This window comes from Gluconobacter cadivus, from assembly GCF_015244745.1.
In the GTDB taxonomy this organism is placed as follows: Bacteria; Pseudomonadota; Alphaproteobacteria; order Acetobacterales; family Acetobacteraceae; genus Gluconobacter; species Gluconobacter cadivus.
Map to the genome: position 1 here is coordinate 120481 of NZ_JABCQI010000004.1, position 17092 is coordinate 137572.

15 protein-coding genes and 1 tRNA gene are annotated in these 17092 nt (G+C 59.6%); 3 read left to right on the forward strand and 13 right to left on the reverse strand.

The genetic code is table 11. The features are described from left to right. Positions 1-110: 110 nt before the first annotated feature. The 5 genes from clpX to HKD28_RS07400 form a co-directional block, all read right to left on the reverse strand. Positions 111-1376 carry an ATP-dependent Clp protease ATP-binding subunit ClpX gene (clpX, locus tag HKD28_RS07380; protein ID WP_194267759.1) on the reverse strand — a complete coding sequence of 422 codons (1266 nt, stop codon included), beginning with the start codon at positions 1374-1376 and terminating at the stop codon, positions 111-113. A gap of 192 nt (positions 1377-1568) precedes the next feature. Further along, positions 1569-2216, reverse strand: a complete 648-nt coding sequence (locus HKD28_RS07385) for an ATP-dependent Clp protease proteolytic subunit (RefSeq protein ID WP_062029672.1) — start codon at positions 2214-2216, stop codon at positions 1569-1571. Between the two features lie 134 nt (positions 2217-2350). Further along, on the reverse strand, positions 2351-3682 hold the full coding sequence (gene tig, locus HKD28_RS07390) for a trigger factor (RefSeq protein WP_194267760.1): 1332 nt from the start codon (positions 3680-3682) through the stop codon (positions 2351-2353). A gap of 59 nt (positions 3683-3741) precedes the next feature. Then, a tRNA-Leu gene (locus tag HKD28_RS07395) sits at positions 3742-3826 on the reverse strand. A 68-nt stretch (positions 3827-3894) separates the two neighbouring features. Continuing rightward, complete coding sequence (locus HKD28_RS07400) at positions 3895-5364, reverse strand: NAD(P)H-hydrate dehydratase (RefSeq protein WP_194267761.1); 1470 nt, start codon at positions 5362-5364, stop codon at positions 3895-3897. Positions 5365-5546: 182 nt separating this feature from the next. Between HKD28_RS07400 and HKD28_RS07405 the strand changes: the two genes are divergently transcribed. From HKD28_RS07405 to HKD28_RS07415, 3 genes are all read left to right on the forward strand, one after another. Then, a complete protein-coding gene (locus HKD28_RS07405) occupies positions 5547-5999 on the forward strand; it encodes a hypothetical protein (protein WP_194267762.1) in 453 nt (150 codons plus the stop codon). Between the two features lie 157 nt (positions 6000-6156). Continuing rightward, on the forward strand, positions 6157-8499 hold the full coding sequence (locus HKD28_RS07410) for a DEAD/DEAH box helicase (protein ID WP_235993361.1): 2343 nt from the start codon (positions 6157-6159) through the stop codon (positions 8497-8499). Further along, positions 8474-9817, forward strand: a complete 1344-nt coding sequence (locus HKD28_RS07415) for a class I SAM-dependent RNA methyltransferase (protein WP_194267873.1) — start codon at positions 8474-8476, stop codon at positions 9815-9817. Before HKD28_RS07410 ends, HKD28_RS07415 begins: the two co-directional genes overlap by 26 nt. On the opposite strand, the gene HKD28_RS07420 is transcribed toward HKD28_RS07415, so the two are convergent. The 8 genes from HKD28_RS07420 to HKD28_RS07455 all read right to left on the reverse strand — a co-directional run bounded on the left by HKD28_RS07420 (position 9762) and on the right by HKD28_RS07455 (position 17089). Continuing rightward, positions 9762-10118 (reverse strand): HesB/IscA family protein, encoded by a 357-nt coding sequence (locus HKD28_RS07420; protein ID WP_099286457.1) that lies wholly within the window; start codon positions 10116-10118, stop codon positions 9762-9764. The genes HKD28_RS07415 and HKD28_RS07420 overlap by 56 nt on opposite strands. 16 nt (positions 10119-10134) lie before the next feature. Further along, on the reverse strand, positions 10135-10503 hold the full coding sequence (locus HKD28_RS07425) for an SUF system Fe-S cluster assembly protein (RefSeq protein ID WP_194267763.1): 369 nt from the start codon (positions 10501-10503) through the stop codon (positions 10135-10137). Next, positions 10500-11741, reverse strand: coding sequence for a cysteine desulfurase (locus tag HKD28_RS07430; protein WP_194267764.1), 1242 nt, complete (start codon positions 11739-11741; stop codon positions 10500-10502). Before HKD28_RS07430 ends, HKD28_RS07425 begins: the two co-directional genes overlap by 4 nt. Further along, on the reverse strand, positions 11738-12931 hold the full coding sequence (sufD, locus tag HKD28_RS07435) for a Fe-S cluster assembly protein SufD (RefSeq protein ID WP_194267765.1): 1194 nt from the start codon (positions 12929-12931) through the stop codon (positions 11738-11740). The genes HKD28_RS07430 and sufD overlap by 4 nt, the downstream gene beginning before the upstream one ends. Continuing rightward, positions 12928-13698, reverse strand: a complete 771-nt coding sequence (gene sufC, locus HKD28_RS07440; protein ID WP_194267766.1) for a Fe-S cluster assembly ATPase SufC — start codon at positions 13696-13698, stop codon at positions 12928-12930. Before sufC ends, sufD begins: the two co-directional genes overlap by 4 nt. A gap of 1 nt (position 13699) precedes the next feature. Further along, positions 13700-15184: a Fe-S cluster assembly protein SufB gene (gene sufB, locus HKD28_RS07445; RefSeq protein WP_194267767.1), complete on the reverse strand. Its 1485-nt coding sequence runs from the start codon at positions 15182-15184 to the stop codon at positions 13700-13702. 12 nt (positions 15185-15196) lie between these two features. Then, on the reverse strand, positions 15197-15679 hold the full coding sequence (locus HKD28_RS07450) for an SUF system Fe-S cluster assembly regulator (RefSeq protein ID WP_194267768.1): 483 nt from the start codon (positions 15677-15679) through the stop codon (positions 15197-15199). Positions 15680-15799: 120 nt separating this feature from the next. Beyond that, positions 15800-17089: a DUF445 domain-containing protein gene (locus HKD28_RS07455; RefSeq protein ID WP_194267874.1), complete on the reverse strand. Its 1290-nt coding sequence runs from the start codon at positions 17087-17089 to the stop codon at positions 15800-15802. Between the last annotated feature and the right edge of the window lie 3 nt (positions 17090-17092).

The window sequence follows — 17092 nt, forward strand, 5'->3', positions numbered from 1 at the left end:
TTTGCAGCGTCGGTATCGCATCTCTTTCATGCCTTTGAGGCACGAATTGGGACAACCTCAGTCAGTTATGTCGAAACCCGAGGGCTCCGGCACAAGAGCCGAAACCATTTTTACGCAGACTGTTCGGCAGGCTCGGACTTGCCTTTCCCATAAACATACACTGGCTGAGCCTTGCTTTCAGCCACTTCGCGATTGATGACGACTTCTTCGACCCCTTCAAGGCCGGGAAGATCGAACATCGTACCGAGCAGGATGTTTTCCAGGATCGAGCGCAATCCACGCGCACCGGTTTTACGCTCAATGGCACGCTTAGCGATGGCAGCCAGTGCATCATCCGTGAAGGTCAGCTTGACGCCTTCCATTTCGAACAGACGACCGTACTGCTTCACCAGAGCGTTCTTAGGCTTGCTCAGGATCTGGATCAGGGCGGCTTCATCCAGATCATTTAGCGCAGCAATGACCGGCAGACGGCCGATAAATTCGGGAATAAGGCCGAATTTCAGCAAATCTTCCGGCTCGACGCTCTGAAGGATGGCTCCCAGACGCCGTTCGTCCTCGGAACGCACATCCGCGCCGAACCCGATCCCCGAACCCTTGCCGCGGGCCGAGATGATCTTGTCCAGACCGGAGAACGCTCCACCGCAGATGAAGAGCATATTGGTCGTATCGACCTGCAGGAACTCCTGCTGCGGATGCTTGCGACCACCCTGCGGCGGCACGGAAGCGACTGTGCCTTCCATGAGCTTCAGAAGTGCCTGCTGCACGCCCTCGCCCGACACGTCACGCGTGATGGAAGGATTGTCGGACTTGCGGGAAATCTTGTCGATTTCGTCGATATAGACGATGCCACGCTGCGCCCTGTCCACATTGTAATCGGCGGACTGGAGCAGTTTGAGAATGATGTTTTCCACGTCCTCGCCGACGTAACCGGCTTCGGTCAGGGTCGTGGCGTCGGCCATCGTGAAAGGAACGTCGAGAATACGGGCCAGAGTCTGGGCGAGCAGGGTCTTGCCCGAACCCGTCGGACCAATCAGCAGGATATTCGACTTGGCAATCTCGACATCGGTGCTCTTCGCGGCGTGGGCGAGGCGCTTGTAGTGGTTGTGAACAGCCACAGAGAGCGCGCGCTTGGCCTCGAACTGTCCGATCACATAATCGTCAAGAACCTTGCAGATTTCCTTGGGCGTCGGAACGCCGTCACGCGACTTCACAAGATGGGTCTTGTGCTCTTCACGGATGATATCCATGCACAGCTCGACACATTCATCGCAGATGAAGACCGTGGGACCCGCGATCAGCTTACGGACTTCGTGCTGGGATTTCCCACAGAACGAGCAATACAGGGTGTTCTTGGAATCGCCGGATTTGTTGCTCACTGCTGCTTCCTTTCCCTTACGCACGACATGGCCGCATTCACGCAGCAGACATGCGAAAGAACTTTAACTTTAGGCCGAGGTCAAAGCCTTCGGCAACCCCGGAGCCTGAAAGCCCCAAGACACGAAAAGCGGCACATCGAAATGCCGCTTTTCAGTTCCAAGAGGAGAACTGCTCCCCGTACTGGAAACGCCTTAACTCGGGTCTGCTGTCGTCTCATGCGGATTACGCTCGACGACCTTGTCGATCAGGCCGAATTCGCGGGCTTCATGCGCCGAAAGATAGCTGTCACGTTCGAGCTTCTGTTCGATCTGTTCCAGCGTCTGACCGGTATGCTCGCGATAAATCTCATTCAGCCGCTGACGGATGATGAGAATTTCGCGGGCCTGAATCTCGATGTCCGAAGCCTGTCCCTGCGCACCGCCAGACGGCTGGTGGACCATCACGCGCGCATTCGGAAGGGCGTAACGATGCCCTTTCTCGCCACCTGCGAGCAGCAGCGACCCCATGGAGGCAGCCTGACCGATGCAGACCGTGCTGACCGGGCAGCGGATGTACTGCATGGTGTCATAGATCGCGAGACCGGCGGAAACGACACCGCCCGGGCTGTTGATATAAAACGAGATTTCCTTGGTAGGATTGACGCTCTCAAGATAGAGAAGCTGCGCGCAGATCAGGGAGGAGACCTGATCGTAAACGGGTCCGGTCAGGAAAATGATGCGCTCCTGAAGGAGACGCGAAAAGATGTCGAAAGCGCGCTCTCCGCGGGCAGTCTGCTCGACCACCATCGGCACCAGAGAGTTGCTCAACACCTCGAGGGGATCACGATCCCGAATGGCCATGCTGTCTGTTCCTCAATGCCCGATGGGCTTTCTTCTACTCCCTAACATGGACCCGACATGGCGTTCCGTCAAAGGGAGCAGGCAGGAAAAAACGGGCACCCCGAAGAGTGCCCGCTGGTTCCCACGCCGAAAGATCAGAGTTCGGCGGGCGGGATTTCTGCCAGTTCTTCCGGCGTCACGTCCTTGTCGGTGACGTCGGCCAGCTCGATCAGGTAATCGACGACCTTGTTTTCCAGAATCGGGCCACGGAGCCCTTCAACGGCCTGCGGGTTCTTGGAGAAGAACTCGAAAACCATCTGTTCCTGACCCGGATAACGCTGGGCTTCCTGCTGCATCGCACCCAGAAGCTCTTCACGGGAAACCTGGATTTCCTGCTTGCGGCCGATTTCAGCCAGCAGCAGACCCAGCTTCACGCGACGCTCGGCAATACGACGGTAATCGGCCTTGAGAGTGTCTTCGTCCTTACCAGCATCTTCCTCGTCCAGACGACCGGCCTTGCGGTCTTCCTCGACGCGGGCCCAGATCTGGTTGAACTCGGCGTCAACCATGCTGGACGGCGCTTCGAAGTCCGTCTTCTCGGACAGCGCGTCCAGAAGATCGCGCTTGATGCGCAGACGCGACAGCTGCTGGTATTCGCCTTCAGCCTGTTCCGTGATGATCTTGCGGATCTGTTCGAGGTTCTCGAAACCGATCGTCTTGGCAAGCTCGTCATCGATGGCCGGATCAACGGCCTTCTTCAGGGACTTCGCCTTGATGTCGAAGGTCACGGCCTTGCCGGCCAGTTCTTCGGCCTGATAGTCGGCGGGGAACGTCACGTTGATGACGCGCTCTTCGCCAGCCTTCATGCCTTCCATCTGCTCGGCGAAGCCGGGGATGAAGCCTTCGCCACCGATTTCGACATTCACGTCGTCAGCCGTGCCACCGTCGAACGGCGTACCGTCCAGCTTACCCACGAAGTCAACGCAGACGACATCGCCCTGAGCGGCTGCGCGGTCTTCTTCGATCGTCTCGAACTTGCGGCTGCGACGGGCAACGTCGTTCAGGGCCTTCTCAACGGTCTCTTCGCTGACCTTGGCGCCAAGGCGCGTCAGCTTCAGGCCGGACAGGTCGGGAACTTCGATTTCCGGGAGAACTTCGGTCTCAACCTTGAATTCGAGATCCTTGCCGTCTTCGATGGCGGAAACCACTTCGACCTTCGGCTGCATCGCCGGGCGGACGTTCTGCTCTGCGAACAGCTTGGTCGTGGCGTCGTTGATGACTTCTTCCAGCAGTTCCGCATTCACGGAATCGCTGTAACGCTGCTTGACGAGGGAGGCCGGCACCTTGCCCGGACGGAAGCCCGGAAGTTTGATCGTCTTGGCGACTTCAGCGAGTCGTGCATCGCGACGGGCCTGCAGGTCAGCAGACGGGACAACGACGGTGAAGGCGCGCTTAAGTCCTTCGTTGAGCGTGGGCGTAACCTGCATGAGCCAGGCGATCCTCTCGGTCGGTAGGTTGGTCAAATCTCTTTCTCGGGAAGCCGGGTTGGTGCGGGCGGAGGGACTTGAACCCCCACGACTTGCGCCACCAGAACCTAAATCTGGCGTGTCTACCAATTTCACCACGCCCGCAGCGCTCGGCTTCCTGGCTCGTGTTACCGAACCTCGGAAGCGCGGCCTTTAGCGCATGAAACGCGACTTCACAACAGGGAGCCGACCGCCTTTTTGCGTCCGGCCTCCTGCGCAAGGCGTGTGGCGGTGGCACGGGCCGCCCCAAGAGGCAGGTCCAGATCTTCTGCCACAGGCCAGCCACCATGGGCTTTCCCGGCCTCGATCCCGGCTTCTCCATGCAGCCAGACGCCTGCACAACAGCCTTCCCAGACGTCCATTCCCGCAGCGAGCAATGCAGCGATCACACCCGTTAGCGTATCTCCCGAGCCTGCGGTCGCAAGAGCGGAAGACGCATGATTATTGATGGCAATCCGTCCGTCAGGGGCCGCGATAATGGTATCCGGCCCCTTCATGACAACGACGGCAGCAAGGCGTTTTGCCGCCATACGCGCCGCATCGAGGCGACTTCCTTCGACAGGCCCGAACAGTTTGCGAAACTCGCCGATATGCGGCGTGATGGCTGCAACACCTTCCAGGCGGGACAGATCCTTCGCTCCCCAAGCCAGCGCCCCGGCATCGGCAATCACCGTACGACCGGCCTCCAGAAGCTGCGGCAGGGTCGTTGCGGCTTCATTTTCGGTCAGGCCGGGCCCGCAGATCCACACTTTGCGCCGAGCATCTTCCAGCAGCTCGGAAAGCGGTTCAGCGTCCACAACCAAACCGGGGGCGCCGAGTCGATAGGCTGGCGCCCCCTCGCCCGCTGAAATCCGGACCAGTCCCGCGCCGCTTCGTCGGGCCGCTGCCGCTGCAAGACGGGCCGCGCCCGGCATCTGGGCCCCACCACACAGACTGACGACCCCGCGACGATATTTGTAATCGCCCTCACCCGAGACGGGCAGGCTCCACAGGCCAGGATCGTTATGCTGCACGGTCGGTGCAATTCCCTCCCATGCACGCTCAGGCATCCCAATATCGGCGCAGATCACTTCGCCACACAGACCAGCGCCCGGCTGCAGAACGTGGCCGGGACGTAAGCGCACAAAGGTCACGGTGAGGAGGCAATCGCGCGCCCGACCCAGAATTTCACCCGACGCACCCGAAACGCCGCTGGGCACATCGATCGCCACGACACGCCGAGCAGCGGCCAGTACGGAGGCGATCTCGTCCGAAACCGGTCGCTTCAGTCCCGAACCGAAGACCGCATCCACCACCAGATCCGCCCGCTCCATTTCTTTAACCGAAAATGGAACCGTAAGGCCCGTCCATCGCGCAGCCATTTCCGCTGCTGGTGTTCCTGCCTTCGGACTGGAGAGTGCGGCCACACAGACCGGCCAGCCCTGATGCGCAAGATGGCGCGCAACGACATAACCATCGCTACCATTATTCCCCGGACCGCAGGCCACAGTGACACGACAGGGCGAAAATCGGCTTTGGATCACGCGGGCAACAGCCCACCCGGCATTTTCCATCAGAAGCGTGGAAGGCAAAATGCTGGCCGCCGCCCGATCCATCCGGTCACTTTCGTCTGGAAGAAGCAGTGCAAAAGGATGTCGGGACATATCGGGGCAATCTCCTGTCGAACTCAGAACGCAAAGACCGAACCACATTTTGCGCCGCGCGGTTTACGATGACACTTTCGCAATCACTCTGGCGCAGAGAGGGCTGCGTCGGGTATTCAAGAGAAACGTATTTCGGGAATGATCTTTCCCTCTCTTTCAATTTTCAACCCTGACGAGAATCAATGACAGGATCGATTATCTGGAGCCTAGTGCTCGCAATTCATGTGCTGTGCATGACTTACTGGGTTGGCGGGTCGATCTATTCGACACTGGTTGTCCGCTCCACGGTCGGACTGCTTGATCCCGGACCGCGCAATTCAGTTCTGCTTCAGGGCTATACACGCTTTTTCCGAGGGCTTTATCAGGTGGTACCCTTTTCCCTGCTGAGCGGCTGGGGACTGATTTTTCATGAAGGTGGCTTTGGCGCCGTGGCCTGGCCCGTCAATGCCATGCAGCTTCTGGGGCTGGTCATGGCGGCGGTGTTCATCCTGACCGTTCAGGGGCCATTCCGTCGGGCACGCCGGGCCATGCGTCCCCAGCAGGCCCTGTTCGACACGCTGCGCAGCCGCACCGCGATCATGGCGGGGCTGGGTGTTCTGACCATCCTTGTCGCAGCAATGGCACGCGGCATCTGAAATCGTATGCGATACGGCGCTTTTGGGGCCGTATCGCTTGCCATTTCTGCCATTTATCGATAACGCACCAGATTATAGCTGCGGGTCACTGCCCCGCCCTCAACTCCGGCCCGCACCTGTTGGGGTGCGCACCGTCAACGAGAGTCTCGAGAGTCATTTGAGCGCGAAAACGACCTCCGGTCCTTCCAAATCCCGTACGACTGCCACCCCCAAACGTGGTCGCCCTCCCGCTTCGCGCAGTGCCGCAGCCGAGGTTTCCCCGACGCCTGCCGATGACGGCGATACGTCTGCGACACCGCAAGCCCCTGCTGCCAAGGCCCCGCGAGCCCGACGCTCAAAAACCGCAGCTCCTGCAACCCCGGATAAGACGGAGGCTGCAAAGCCCGTCACGCGTCGCGCCCGCAAGGTGACATCTCCGGCTGTTGAGACTGTAACCGAGGCCGAAGCTCCTGTTGCCAAATCTGCCGTTCGCCGCAAGAAGACTGCTGCTGAACCTGAGGCAATCAGTGAAACAGCCCCTGCCCCCCGCCGTAAGCGTTCCGCGAAAGTGGCGGATGAGACGGTAGCTGAGGCAGCGCCCAAACGTCGTGGCCGCCCGCGCAAGGTTGCGCTTGTAGAGCAGCCTGAATTGGAAGTCCTGGCGGAAGAAACTCCGAAGCCTGTCGAAGCTCCGCGTCGCCGCGGTCGGCCCCGCAAAACGGACGTAGTCGCCACGGCCGCTCCCGTGGAAAAACCTGACGCCAAAAAGACAGAGAAGAAAGCCCGCACGACCCGTCGCAAGACCTCTGCTCCGGTTGAAGAAATCGCCGCGCCTGTCGTCGAAGAAAAGGCCGCCTTGGCCGCTGAACCGACCAAGAGCGAAAAAGCTCCGGTCCGGCGGCGTCGCACTAAGGCTGTTGTTACAGAACCCACCGTCGCCGCTGAAGACAGTGTCGAACTCCCCGCCGTCGCTGAGACTGTCGTGATCGCCGAGGCTTCTTCCGACAAGCCCCTCTTTGCCGATCTGGGTCTTGGCGAGCCAATCATGCGCGCCATTGATGAACTGGGGTACGAGCACCCCACCCCCATTCAGGCACAGGCTATTCCTGAAGTCCTGAAAGGCCATGACGTTCTGGGCGTCGCGCAGACCGGCACCGGCAAGACCGCTTCTTTCACACTGCCGATGCTTCAGAAGCTCTCCGGATCGCGTGCCCGCGCCCGGATGCCGCGTTCGCTGATCCTTGAGCCGACGCGTGAACTGGCTTTGCAGGTCGCGGAGAATTTCAAGCTCTATGGCAAACACCTACGCCTGACGCATGCGCTGCTGATCGGCGGCGAAAGCATGGCCGAACAGCGCGATGTCCTGAACCGGGGCGTCGACGTACTGATCGCAACGCCGGGACGCCTACTCGATCTGTTCGGCCGGGGCGGCCTGCTCCTGACGCAGACCAGCACACTTGTGATCGACGAAGCCGACCGTATGCTGGATATGGGCTTTATCCCCGATATCGAGAAAATCGTCGGGCTGCTGCCACCCCATCGCCAGACATTGTTCTTCTCCGCCACAATGGCTCCGGAAATCCGCCGTCTGGCAGATGCTTTCCTGCGTCACCCGGCTGAAATTACGGTCTCGCGTCAGTCTTCCGTCGCTGCGACCATCGAAGAAGCTCTGGTGATCGTGCCGGAGGACGAAAAGCGTCGCACCCTCAAAAAGCTGCTGCGTCGTGAAAACGTCCAGAGCGCGATCGTGTTCTGCAACCGCAAACGCGATGTGGACATGATCCAGCAGTATCTGACCAAGCACGGCATAGAGGCTGGACATCTGCACGGAGATCTGGCCCAGTCGCTGCGCTTCTCGACGCTTGAGCGTTTTCGTTCCGGGGAACTGAAGTTTCTGATCTGCTCGGATGTGGCGGCTCGCGGTATCGACATCGGCGGCCTGTCACATGTCTTTAACTATGACCTGCCATTCAATGCCGAAGATTACGTCCACCGGATCGGACGCACCGGACGTGCTGGCAAGGAAGGCCACGCTTTCAGTCTGGCATCGCCGCGCGATCGCAGACTCCTTGAGGCGATCGAGACCCTGACGGGTAAGGTCATTGCACGCCCTGCGCTCGAAGGGATCACAACTGTTGACTGGGCTCCGGAAGACGGCGAACGCCGCCCGACAGAAGCCACTCCTGCGCCGCAGGAATCCTCAGAAGACGGCGAACACCGTGCACGCAAGCGTCGTCGGGGTGGTCGCAAACGCAACCGTGGCGACCGTGAGGAAAACGAGAGCATTCAGCAGGCAACTCCTGTTGCCGTCCCGCCTTCCGTCTCCGTGATCGAAGCTCCTGTGAGCCATCGCTCGGTTGAGCTGGCGCCCGCATTCGAAAACGATGGCCCGAAGACCGGCTTTGGTGGAGATACACCGGCCTTCATGCTGGTTCCGCGCCGTCGGAAAATCATGGTGTCCGGTGACACCGATCTCGCTGCTCCTGTTCAGCATGATGGACGCCATTACGGTAATGAATGAAACCTTAACCGGAGTTGCAGAACTCCGGATTGAAGGACTGGGTGCGGCAGGCGACGGCGTTGCGCATCTTGATGGCCAGAGCGTCTTCATCCCGGGTACCTTGCCCGGAGAAGAGGTTCGGGTCCGCCTTGCTTCCGGCCACCCTGAACTGATTGATATCGTTCATCCATCTCCTGAGCGCGTAACGCCGCCCTGCGACCTGTTTGGTGAATGCGGCGGCTGTGCATTGCAGCACCTTTCCCTCCCGGCCCTGCTGGAGTGGAAATCGCAGCGCGTCCTCCATGCCCTGACAGCCGCAGGTTTCACCGATCTGCCGCCTGCACGGATGTTCCAGACTGCGCCTAAAACACGGCGACGGATGGATTTTGCTGTCCAACGCGTGCCGGGTGGCGTGATTATCGGGCTGCATCGCCGCAACGGTGACCCTGTGGACATGACGGAATGTCACGTCCTGCACCCTGCGATTTTCGAGCTTCTGACGCCATTGCGTGAAGTTCTTGGAAGTCTGGGAGCCCTGACGAGTCGCGGAAGCCTGATGATCAACCTGCTCGACAGCGGACCGGATCTGACACTTCAGACCCCTGCCCCACTGACCAGCGCAGACCGCACCAAACTGGCGGCCTTCGCACGCGAACATCATCTGTCCCGCATTTCCTGGCAGGACCCGAAAGATCAGGGAATCGAGACCGTCGCCCATTCTGGAGCCGTGCGGGAAGAGTTTGGCGGGGTAGCCGTCTCGCCACCACCTTCTGCATTCCTTCAGGCAACGGCGGATGCCGAAAAGGCCATTGTCACGGCCGTTCTGGATGGTCTGCCGTCGCTGAACAAAAAAGACGTAACGGTCGAACTGTTTGCCGGCTGTGGAACGCTCACCTTTCCGATGTCGGAAAAAGGGCGCGTCATGGCTTATGAGGGTAATCTGGCCGCCGCAAACTGCCTCAAGACGGCAGCGGGTGGCCGACGCGTGGATGGTTTTCATCGGGATCTGGGGCGCCAGCCACTTCTGCCGCATGATCTGAAATCAACACGGGCTGTTGTGCTCGATCCGCCTTATGCAGGTGCGGGCGCACAGACTGTGCCTCTGGCAAAATCTGCCGTCCCGGACATCGTTTATGTAAGCTGCAACCCTGCTGCCCTTGAAAAAGACGGCAGAGTGCTTTGGAACGCAGGTTTTTCAGTCATTGGCCTGACAATTGTGGACCAATTCCTGTGGTCCACAGAAGTCGAAGCGGTTGTTGTGCTGTCGCGGGATGCGAAGCGGATCAAACGTGAAAGCTCTCGCCGCAACCGCAACGACCCTTCTCGTTCGGATTCCTGAACGTAAAACCGGATTCGAGGTCTTTGACCTCGTAGTCCATGACAGTACCAGTCAGGAACAGGGTGGCCTTGCGATCCACCAGCAGGGTCACGCCCTGATCCTCGACCCGCTCATCGGCGGGTTGCGGCTCTGTCACGAAATTCATTTCGTAAGACAGACCCGAGCATCCACGCGTTCCTACGCTGATCCGGAGAAGCTGTCCCTGATGAGAGCCTTCATAAAGAGCTTTCAGACGCTTGGCAGCCTGATCAGAAACGCTCATGAGCGCAGGCAGAGGACGGCGCGTTGCAACATCGGACATGATGGTTTTCCCCGGATCAGAACATGTTAAGGGCAAGACGGGCATCATCGCTCATACGGCTCATGTCCCACGGCGGATCCCAGACGATTTCGATCGTCGCCTGACTGACGTCCGGCACATGAGAGACGGCATCACGCACCATCTCGGGAAGTTCCTGCGCGCTGGGGCAATTGGGCGCCGTCAGCGTCATCTCCATATGGACGCGGCCGTCGTCATGCAGATCGATGGCGTAGATCAGGCCGAGTTCATAGACATTCACCGGAATTTCCGGGTCATAAACCGTGGCAATAGCGGCAATGACCGCGTCCTGATCAGGCGCAGTTCGGGTGGCCGGAACGCAGGCTGTGTCTTCAGTGGTGGGGATATCGGTCATGGCTTCACTCATGTGAGCATCATCCGGGCCCGTTCAAGACCCTCGATAAACGTGTCGATTTCATCGGTCGTGGTATAGATGCCAAAACTGGCGCGCGCTGTTGCCTGCACGCCCAAACGGCGAACTAGCGGCTCCGCACAATGCTGTCCCGCACGGATGGCAATCCCAAGCTGATCGAGCAATGTCGCCAGATCATGCGGGTGTGCACCATCCATAATGAAGGAAATCACGCCACCACGCTCCGCAGGTTCACCCAGAACATGCAGACTGTTGATTGCGCGCATTTTTTCCAATGCGTAGCGGGTAAGTTCCGCTTCATGACGGGAGATCGCCTCATAGCCGATCTCTTCCACGAAGCGCACGGCAGCCCCGAGGCCGATTGTTTCCAGAATGGCCGGTGTGCCGGCTTCGAACTTGTGCGGAACATGCGCCCATGTCGCGCGCTCGAACGAGACGTTCTCGATCATGTCACCGCCGCCCATGAACGGCGGCATAGCGTCCAGAAGCTCCATCTTGCCCCAAAGCACACCGATGCCTGTGGGACCATAGAGCTTGTGCCCGGTGAAGGTGAAGAAATCCGCGCCAAGCTCCTGCACATCAATCCTGCGATGCACGACGGACTGCGATCCATCCAGCAGGATGCGCGCGCCATAAGCGTGAGCAATGTCCGTCAACTTGCGGGCCGGGGTAATCGTTCCGAGCACATTGGACATATGCGTGACGGCCACAAGCGCCACTTTGCCATCCGACAGGAGCGCCTCATAGGCATCGAGATCAATGTCGCCAGCGTCATTGATGGGCGCGACACGCAGATCAATCCCCGCCCGGTCCCGCAGCATGAGCCAGGGCACGATATTGGCGTGATGTTCCAGTTCGGAAATCAGAACCGCCTGCCCTGGTTTCAGCAGACTGCCGAAACTGTGGGCCACGAGGTTGATGGCCTCGGTACTGTTGCGGGTAAAGACAATTTCGCGATGATCGGGCGCATTGAGAAGGCGGGCAACGTCATGACGGGCGCGCTCATAGGCTTCTGTCGTGCGCTCGCTCATCCAGTGCAGGCCGCGATGGATATTGGCATATTGATGATACGCCGCATCTCGCATGGCCTCGATCACGACATCCGGCTTCTGGGACGAGGCCGCGCTGTCGAGAAAAACCAGCGGGCGGCCATGAACGGTTTCGTTCAGGATCGGAAAATGAGCGCGGATTTCAGCCGTGGTTTTTCCGGGCGAGGGGCTGCTGCCGGTCATGACGCCATGCTCCGCACCAACAGATCACGCAGGGCCTCATCGGCGACGAGATCCAGTGCATCGATCAGGAACGCCCGCACGAGAATATCGCGCGCCTGCGCTTCGGGAACGCCGCGAGAGCGCAGATAGAAAAGCTGTTCGTCATCAAGAGCGCCTACGGTCGCGCCGTGGCTGCACTTGACGTCGTCGGCATAGATTTCCAGCTCGGGCTTGCTGTTGATCTGCGCTTTTTCAGACAGCAGCAGCGCCTGATTCATCTGATATCCATCGGTTTTCTGGGCCACGCGGTCCACGAGGATCTTGCCCTGAAAAACACCCTGCCCGGCGTCGGACAGAACCGTCTTGACGGTCTGGCGCGAACTGCCATCGGGAGCCGCATGGTGGATCATGGAGGTCAGGTCGTTCAGCCGCTGGCCGTCCACGATCTGCACCCCATTCACATGCACCATGGCATGTGGGGCGTTCAGCGTCACGACGGCTTCGTGTCGGGCGAGGCTCCCGCCCTGATTTAGGGTGAAGCTGTCATACTCTCCCTTCTCCGACACGTCAGCGGACACGATCGCAAGATGCGTACCGCTCAGGCTCTCGCGCTGCAATTTGATGTGACGCAGCGTGGCGCCTTTGCCCACGACGATATCGAAACGCGGATTGGCGATATACCGCCCTTCGCCTGCATTGACGTCGTACAGTGTCAGAGATGCGCCCTCTTCCAGCACGATGCGGTGCTGAAGATGCGTCGAAACAGTATCGCCGCTGGACAGGCTGATAAGGGTCAGCAGTCCTGCGTCCATTCCTGCCGGAATGTGAAGATCAAGCCCCTTTTCGCCCAGCGCCATATTCAGCGTTGCGGAAAAGACACCCTTGAGCGGGGAAACATGGTCCGAAGCCTGCTGGACAACGTCTAAAGGAGCAGACAGCCCCTCTAACAGCCTGCCATTGCCATAAACCATACGCGCGCCGCTTTCCGGCAGCGGCAAATCGTTCAGAAGCGCACTGACGGATTCGGCCGCCAGAGGAGCAGCCTGTGTCCATGCCGTGTCCGCGATCGCCCGCAGCGGTGTATAGCGCCATGCTTCGACGCGGCGTGTCGGCAGGCCGATTTCAGCAAGAGCGCCCCCATGCGCAGCCGAGCGCTGGACGAACACCTCCAGAGCTGGAGCGCCTGACGCTACGGAGGACTGTACGCTCACGCTGCCGCCTCGAGAAACTGGGTATAGCCCTGCTTTTCAAGCGTCTTGGCAATATCGGGGCCGCCGCTATGGATGATACGGCCATGCGCCATGACATGCACACGATCCGGCACGATATAGTCGAGCAGACGCTGATGATGCGTGATGACCAGAGCAGAAAAATCTGGGCTACGCAGGGAGTTCACGCCTTCCGCGACGATGCGCAGGGCATCGATGTCCAGACCGCTATCCGTTTCGTCAAGGATGGCAAAGGACGGCTGGAGCAGACGCATCTGGAGCACTTCGTTGCGCTTCTTCTCGCCACCCGAAAAGCCGACATTGACCGCACGCTTGAGCATGTCGTCGGACATGGACAGATGCTTGGTCTCGGCACGCACAGCTTTGAGAAAGGCCACGGCATCCAGTTCGGCTTCACCACGCGCCCGGCGAACCGCGTTCACAGCAGTTCGCAGGAAATTCGCGTTGTTCACACCCGGCAGTTCGACCGGCGACTGGAATGCCAGAAACAGGCCCAGAGCAGCCCGTTCTTCGGGTTCAAGAGCCAGCAGATCCTGCCCCTTGAACGTGGCCGACCCACCCGTGACTTCGTAGTCGTCACGACCGGCAAGCACATAAGACAGCGTGGATTTACCCGAGCCGTTCGGCCCCATGATGGCATGGACTTCACCCTGGGGGACTTCGAGATCGAGCCCCTTGAGGATATCCTTGGGCGTGCCGTCGGCGTCGATGCGGGCCTGAAGACCCTGAATTTTCAGAAAATCGCTCATATTAACCCACACTTCCTTCGAGGCTGATCTGCAGAAGCTTCTGCGCCTCGACCGCGAATTCCATCGGCAGCTCTTTGAGCACCTCGCGGCAGAAACCATTGACGATCAGACCAACCGCATCTTCTTCCGACAAGCCGCGCGAACGGCAGTAGAAGAGCTGGTCCTCAGAGATTTTCGACGTGGTCGCTTCATGCTCCACGCGCGCCGTCATGTTACGGCTTTCGATATAAGGCACCGTATGCGCGCCGCACTGATCGCCGATCAGAAGACTGTCGCACTGCGTGAAATTGCGCGCATTGCGAGCCTTCGGCTGCATACGAACCAGACCGCGATAGGTGCTGTCCGACTGACCGGCCGAGATCGTTTTGGCAATGATCGTCGAGCGCGTGTTCGGTGCCAGATGGATCATCTTAGTTCCAGTATCGGCCTGCTGATGATTGTTGGTCACCGCGACCGAGTAGAACTCACCGACCGATCCCTCACCCGCCAGCACGCAGGACGGATATTTCCATGTGATCGCAGAGCCGGTTTCGACCTGCGTCCACGAAATCTTGGACCGTGCGCCACGGCAGATGCCACGCTTGGTGACGAAATTGTAGATGCCACCCCGGCCTTCATCATCGCCCGGATACCAGTTCTGGACCGTGGAATACTTGATCGAGGCGTCTTCCATCGCGATCAGTTCGACCACCGCCGCATGAAGCTGGTTCTCATCACGCTGCGGCGCCGTGCAGCCTTCCAGATAGGAGACGGTGGCACGGTCTTCAGCGATGATGAGTGTGCGTTCGAACTGCCCCGTATTGCGCGCATTGATGCGGAAATAGGTGGACAGCTCCATCGGGCAACGAACACCTTCAGGGATGTACACGAATGAGCCATCGGTAAAGACAGCAGAATTCAGCGCCCCGAAGAAGTTGTCGGATACTGGCACGACCGTGCCCAGATATTTCCGGACCAGTTCGGGATGTTCGCGGATGGCCTCGGAGATCGGGCAGAAAATGACACCAGCCTCCGCAAGCGTTTTGCGGAAGGTCGTTGCGACGGACACGCTGTCAAAAACGGCGTCCACGGCAACCGGCAGGCGCGCTTCTTCAGCACCTTCCACACCGGCCAGAAGAGCCTGTTCGTGCAGGGGAATGCCCAGCTTAGCGTAGGTCTTGAGAAGTTCGGGATCGACTTCATCAAGGCTCTTGGGGCCGGATTTCTTCTTCGGCTGGGCGAAGTAATGTGCGTCCTGATAATCGATCGGCGGGTGATGGATATGAGCCCAGGTCGGCTCTTCCATTTCCAGCCACGCACGAAAAGCCTTCAGACGCCAGTCCAGCATCCATTGCGGCTCGCCCTTGCGCTCGGAGATCAGGCGGACCGTTTCCTCATTGAGACCCTTGGGCGCGATATCCATTTCGATATCGGTCTCAAAGCCCCATTCGTAGCTGGATTTCGCGAGTTTTTCGACTGTCTCGCGGGTTTCCGTCACGGCTGGCATGGTGTGTTGTCCTTAACTGACCGCTTCGGTCACGGAGGGGGCCTCCGCTCCAACGGTGGCGACAGGAGCCGGGGCGGGGCCGCGCCTTGGCAGGCGCTCCGCATGCCGGCCCATATCGGCCAGTGTAATACTGTTGAGTGTGCTGAGGATGGCATCGTTCACGACATCCCACTGGCCCGACAGACCGCACAGGGAGCTATGTTCGCACTCGCGCCCGTCACAGCAGGCGGTAATGGCGATAGGTCCGTCCACGGCCGCGATAACGGCGGCGACGGTCACTTTTTCAAGCTCGCCCGCAAGGCGGTAGCCGCCCCGTGCGCCACGATGGGACAGGACCAGACCGCTGGAGGCCAACCCCTTGAGGAGCTTGGCCACGGTGGGTTCGGGAACGCCGGTTTCTACTGCAAGGGCTGCGGCTGTTGCCAGTCCTTCATGACGACCGAGATGGACCAGAAGGACAGTGGCGTAATCGGCCAGTTTGGAGAGCCTCAGCATCGCTTGCACACTCGCATCTTGTTCTAATTCAAGACTTGCTAAGTCCTGATTTGTTCCAAATGACCCATACCGGAGCAAAGGTCAAGGCTTCTGTGCCCGACCTTTGGCTGACATGGAATGTCACACACCAAAAAACAGTCGGGAAACGCCGTCAAGCGCCGCTCCGGCCAGAAAACCGACCACCGTGCCATTGATACGGATGTAGGCAAGGTCACGCCCGACACGCGACTCCAGCCGCATTGCCAGATCGTTTCCGTCCCATCCTGCCATGACGGCGGCGATGAACCCGGACAGCTTCTCGCGCAGCCCCGGCAGGATCCGCTGGACCGTACTTTCTACAGCCTGATTAACTTTCAGACGCAGAATATCGTTGGAGCGCAGGGCAGTCGCAAGCTGGACGATTGCGGCATCAACAACCGTGGCGCTCCAGCCATCCTCACGTCCGCTGTCTTCCTCCACCATGCGCCGCAGACGGTCCCATAGCTCCGAACTCCATCCCTTGAGGCTGGTATGGGTCAGGACGGAGGTGATGGTATCGGCCATATCCTTGCGACGGACTGGATCGTGTTCGATCCGGTCGATTTCGCCGCGAACCCATGTCGTGAAGCCGTGCCGCAGGTCCGAGTCCATCGGATCGACCCGTTCGAACTCGGCATGCAGCGCCATGAGAACACGACTGGCGACGGAACCCCCAATCGCCCACCCCAGAAAACGACCGCCCTGTTCCCGCACACGCTCCTCAACAAAATGTCGCAGGTCCGACTCACGGGATGTTACGGTGGTCTTGATGCGCTCAAGCAGGAAGGACAGGACCTCCTGATGCATCTCACTGTCCACCATGGCGCGCATGCCGCGGGAGACGAGAGGCGCCATTTCCTCTCCATTGAGCAGGACCGGAAGGGCGCGTGAAATGGCAGCTTTGGCCCGCCCGTCTTCAAGATGGTCGAACATCAGAGGAATGGCGGAGCGCATGCTGTTGACGAGGGTCTGGCGCGTCGCGGGCTCGCTCAGCATATCGGCGATCAGGCTGGAGAGATCGATTTTCGACAAAGCGCGTCGAACGTCGTCTTCGGTGAAGAACTGTCCTGAAATAAAACGGCCCAGTGCCTGACCGAGACGCTCTTTCTGACGCGGCAGAATGGCCGTGTGCGGAATGGGAAGGCCCAGCGGATGGCGAAACAACGCAGTCACGGCAAACCAGTCGGCCAGACCACCAACGACGCCTGCCCTGGAGCCCGCTCTCAGGAGTCCAAATGCCAGACTGCTGTCGCCGATATGACGGGCAGCCGCCAGCGTCGTGCCCGCAGCGAGTGCCCCCATGCCAACGAGCAGTCCCCCGGCCATAAAGCGTGGCGACAGACCTGAAGGGCTGGATTTTCGTGAAACGGGATGAGGCGTGTCCGCGTGCATCCA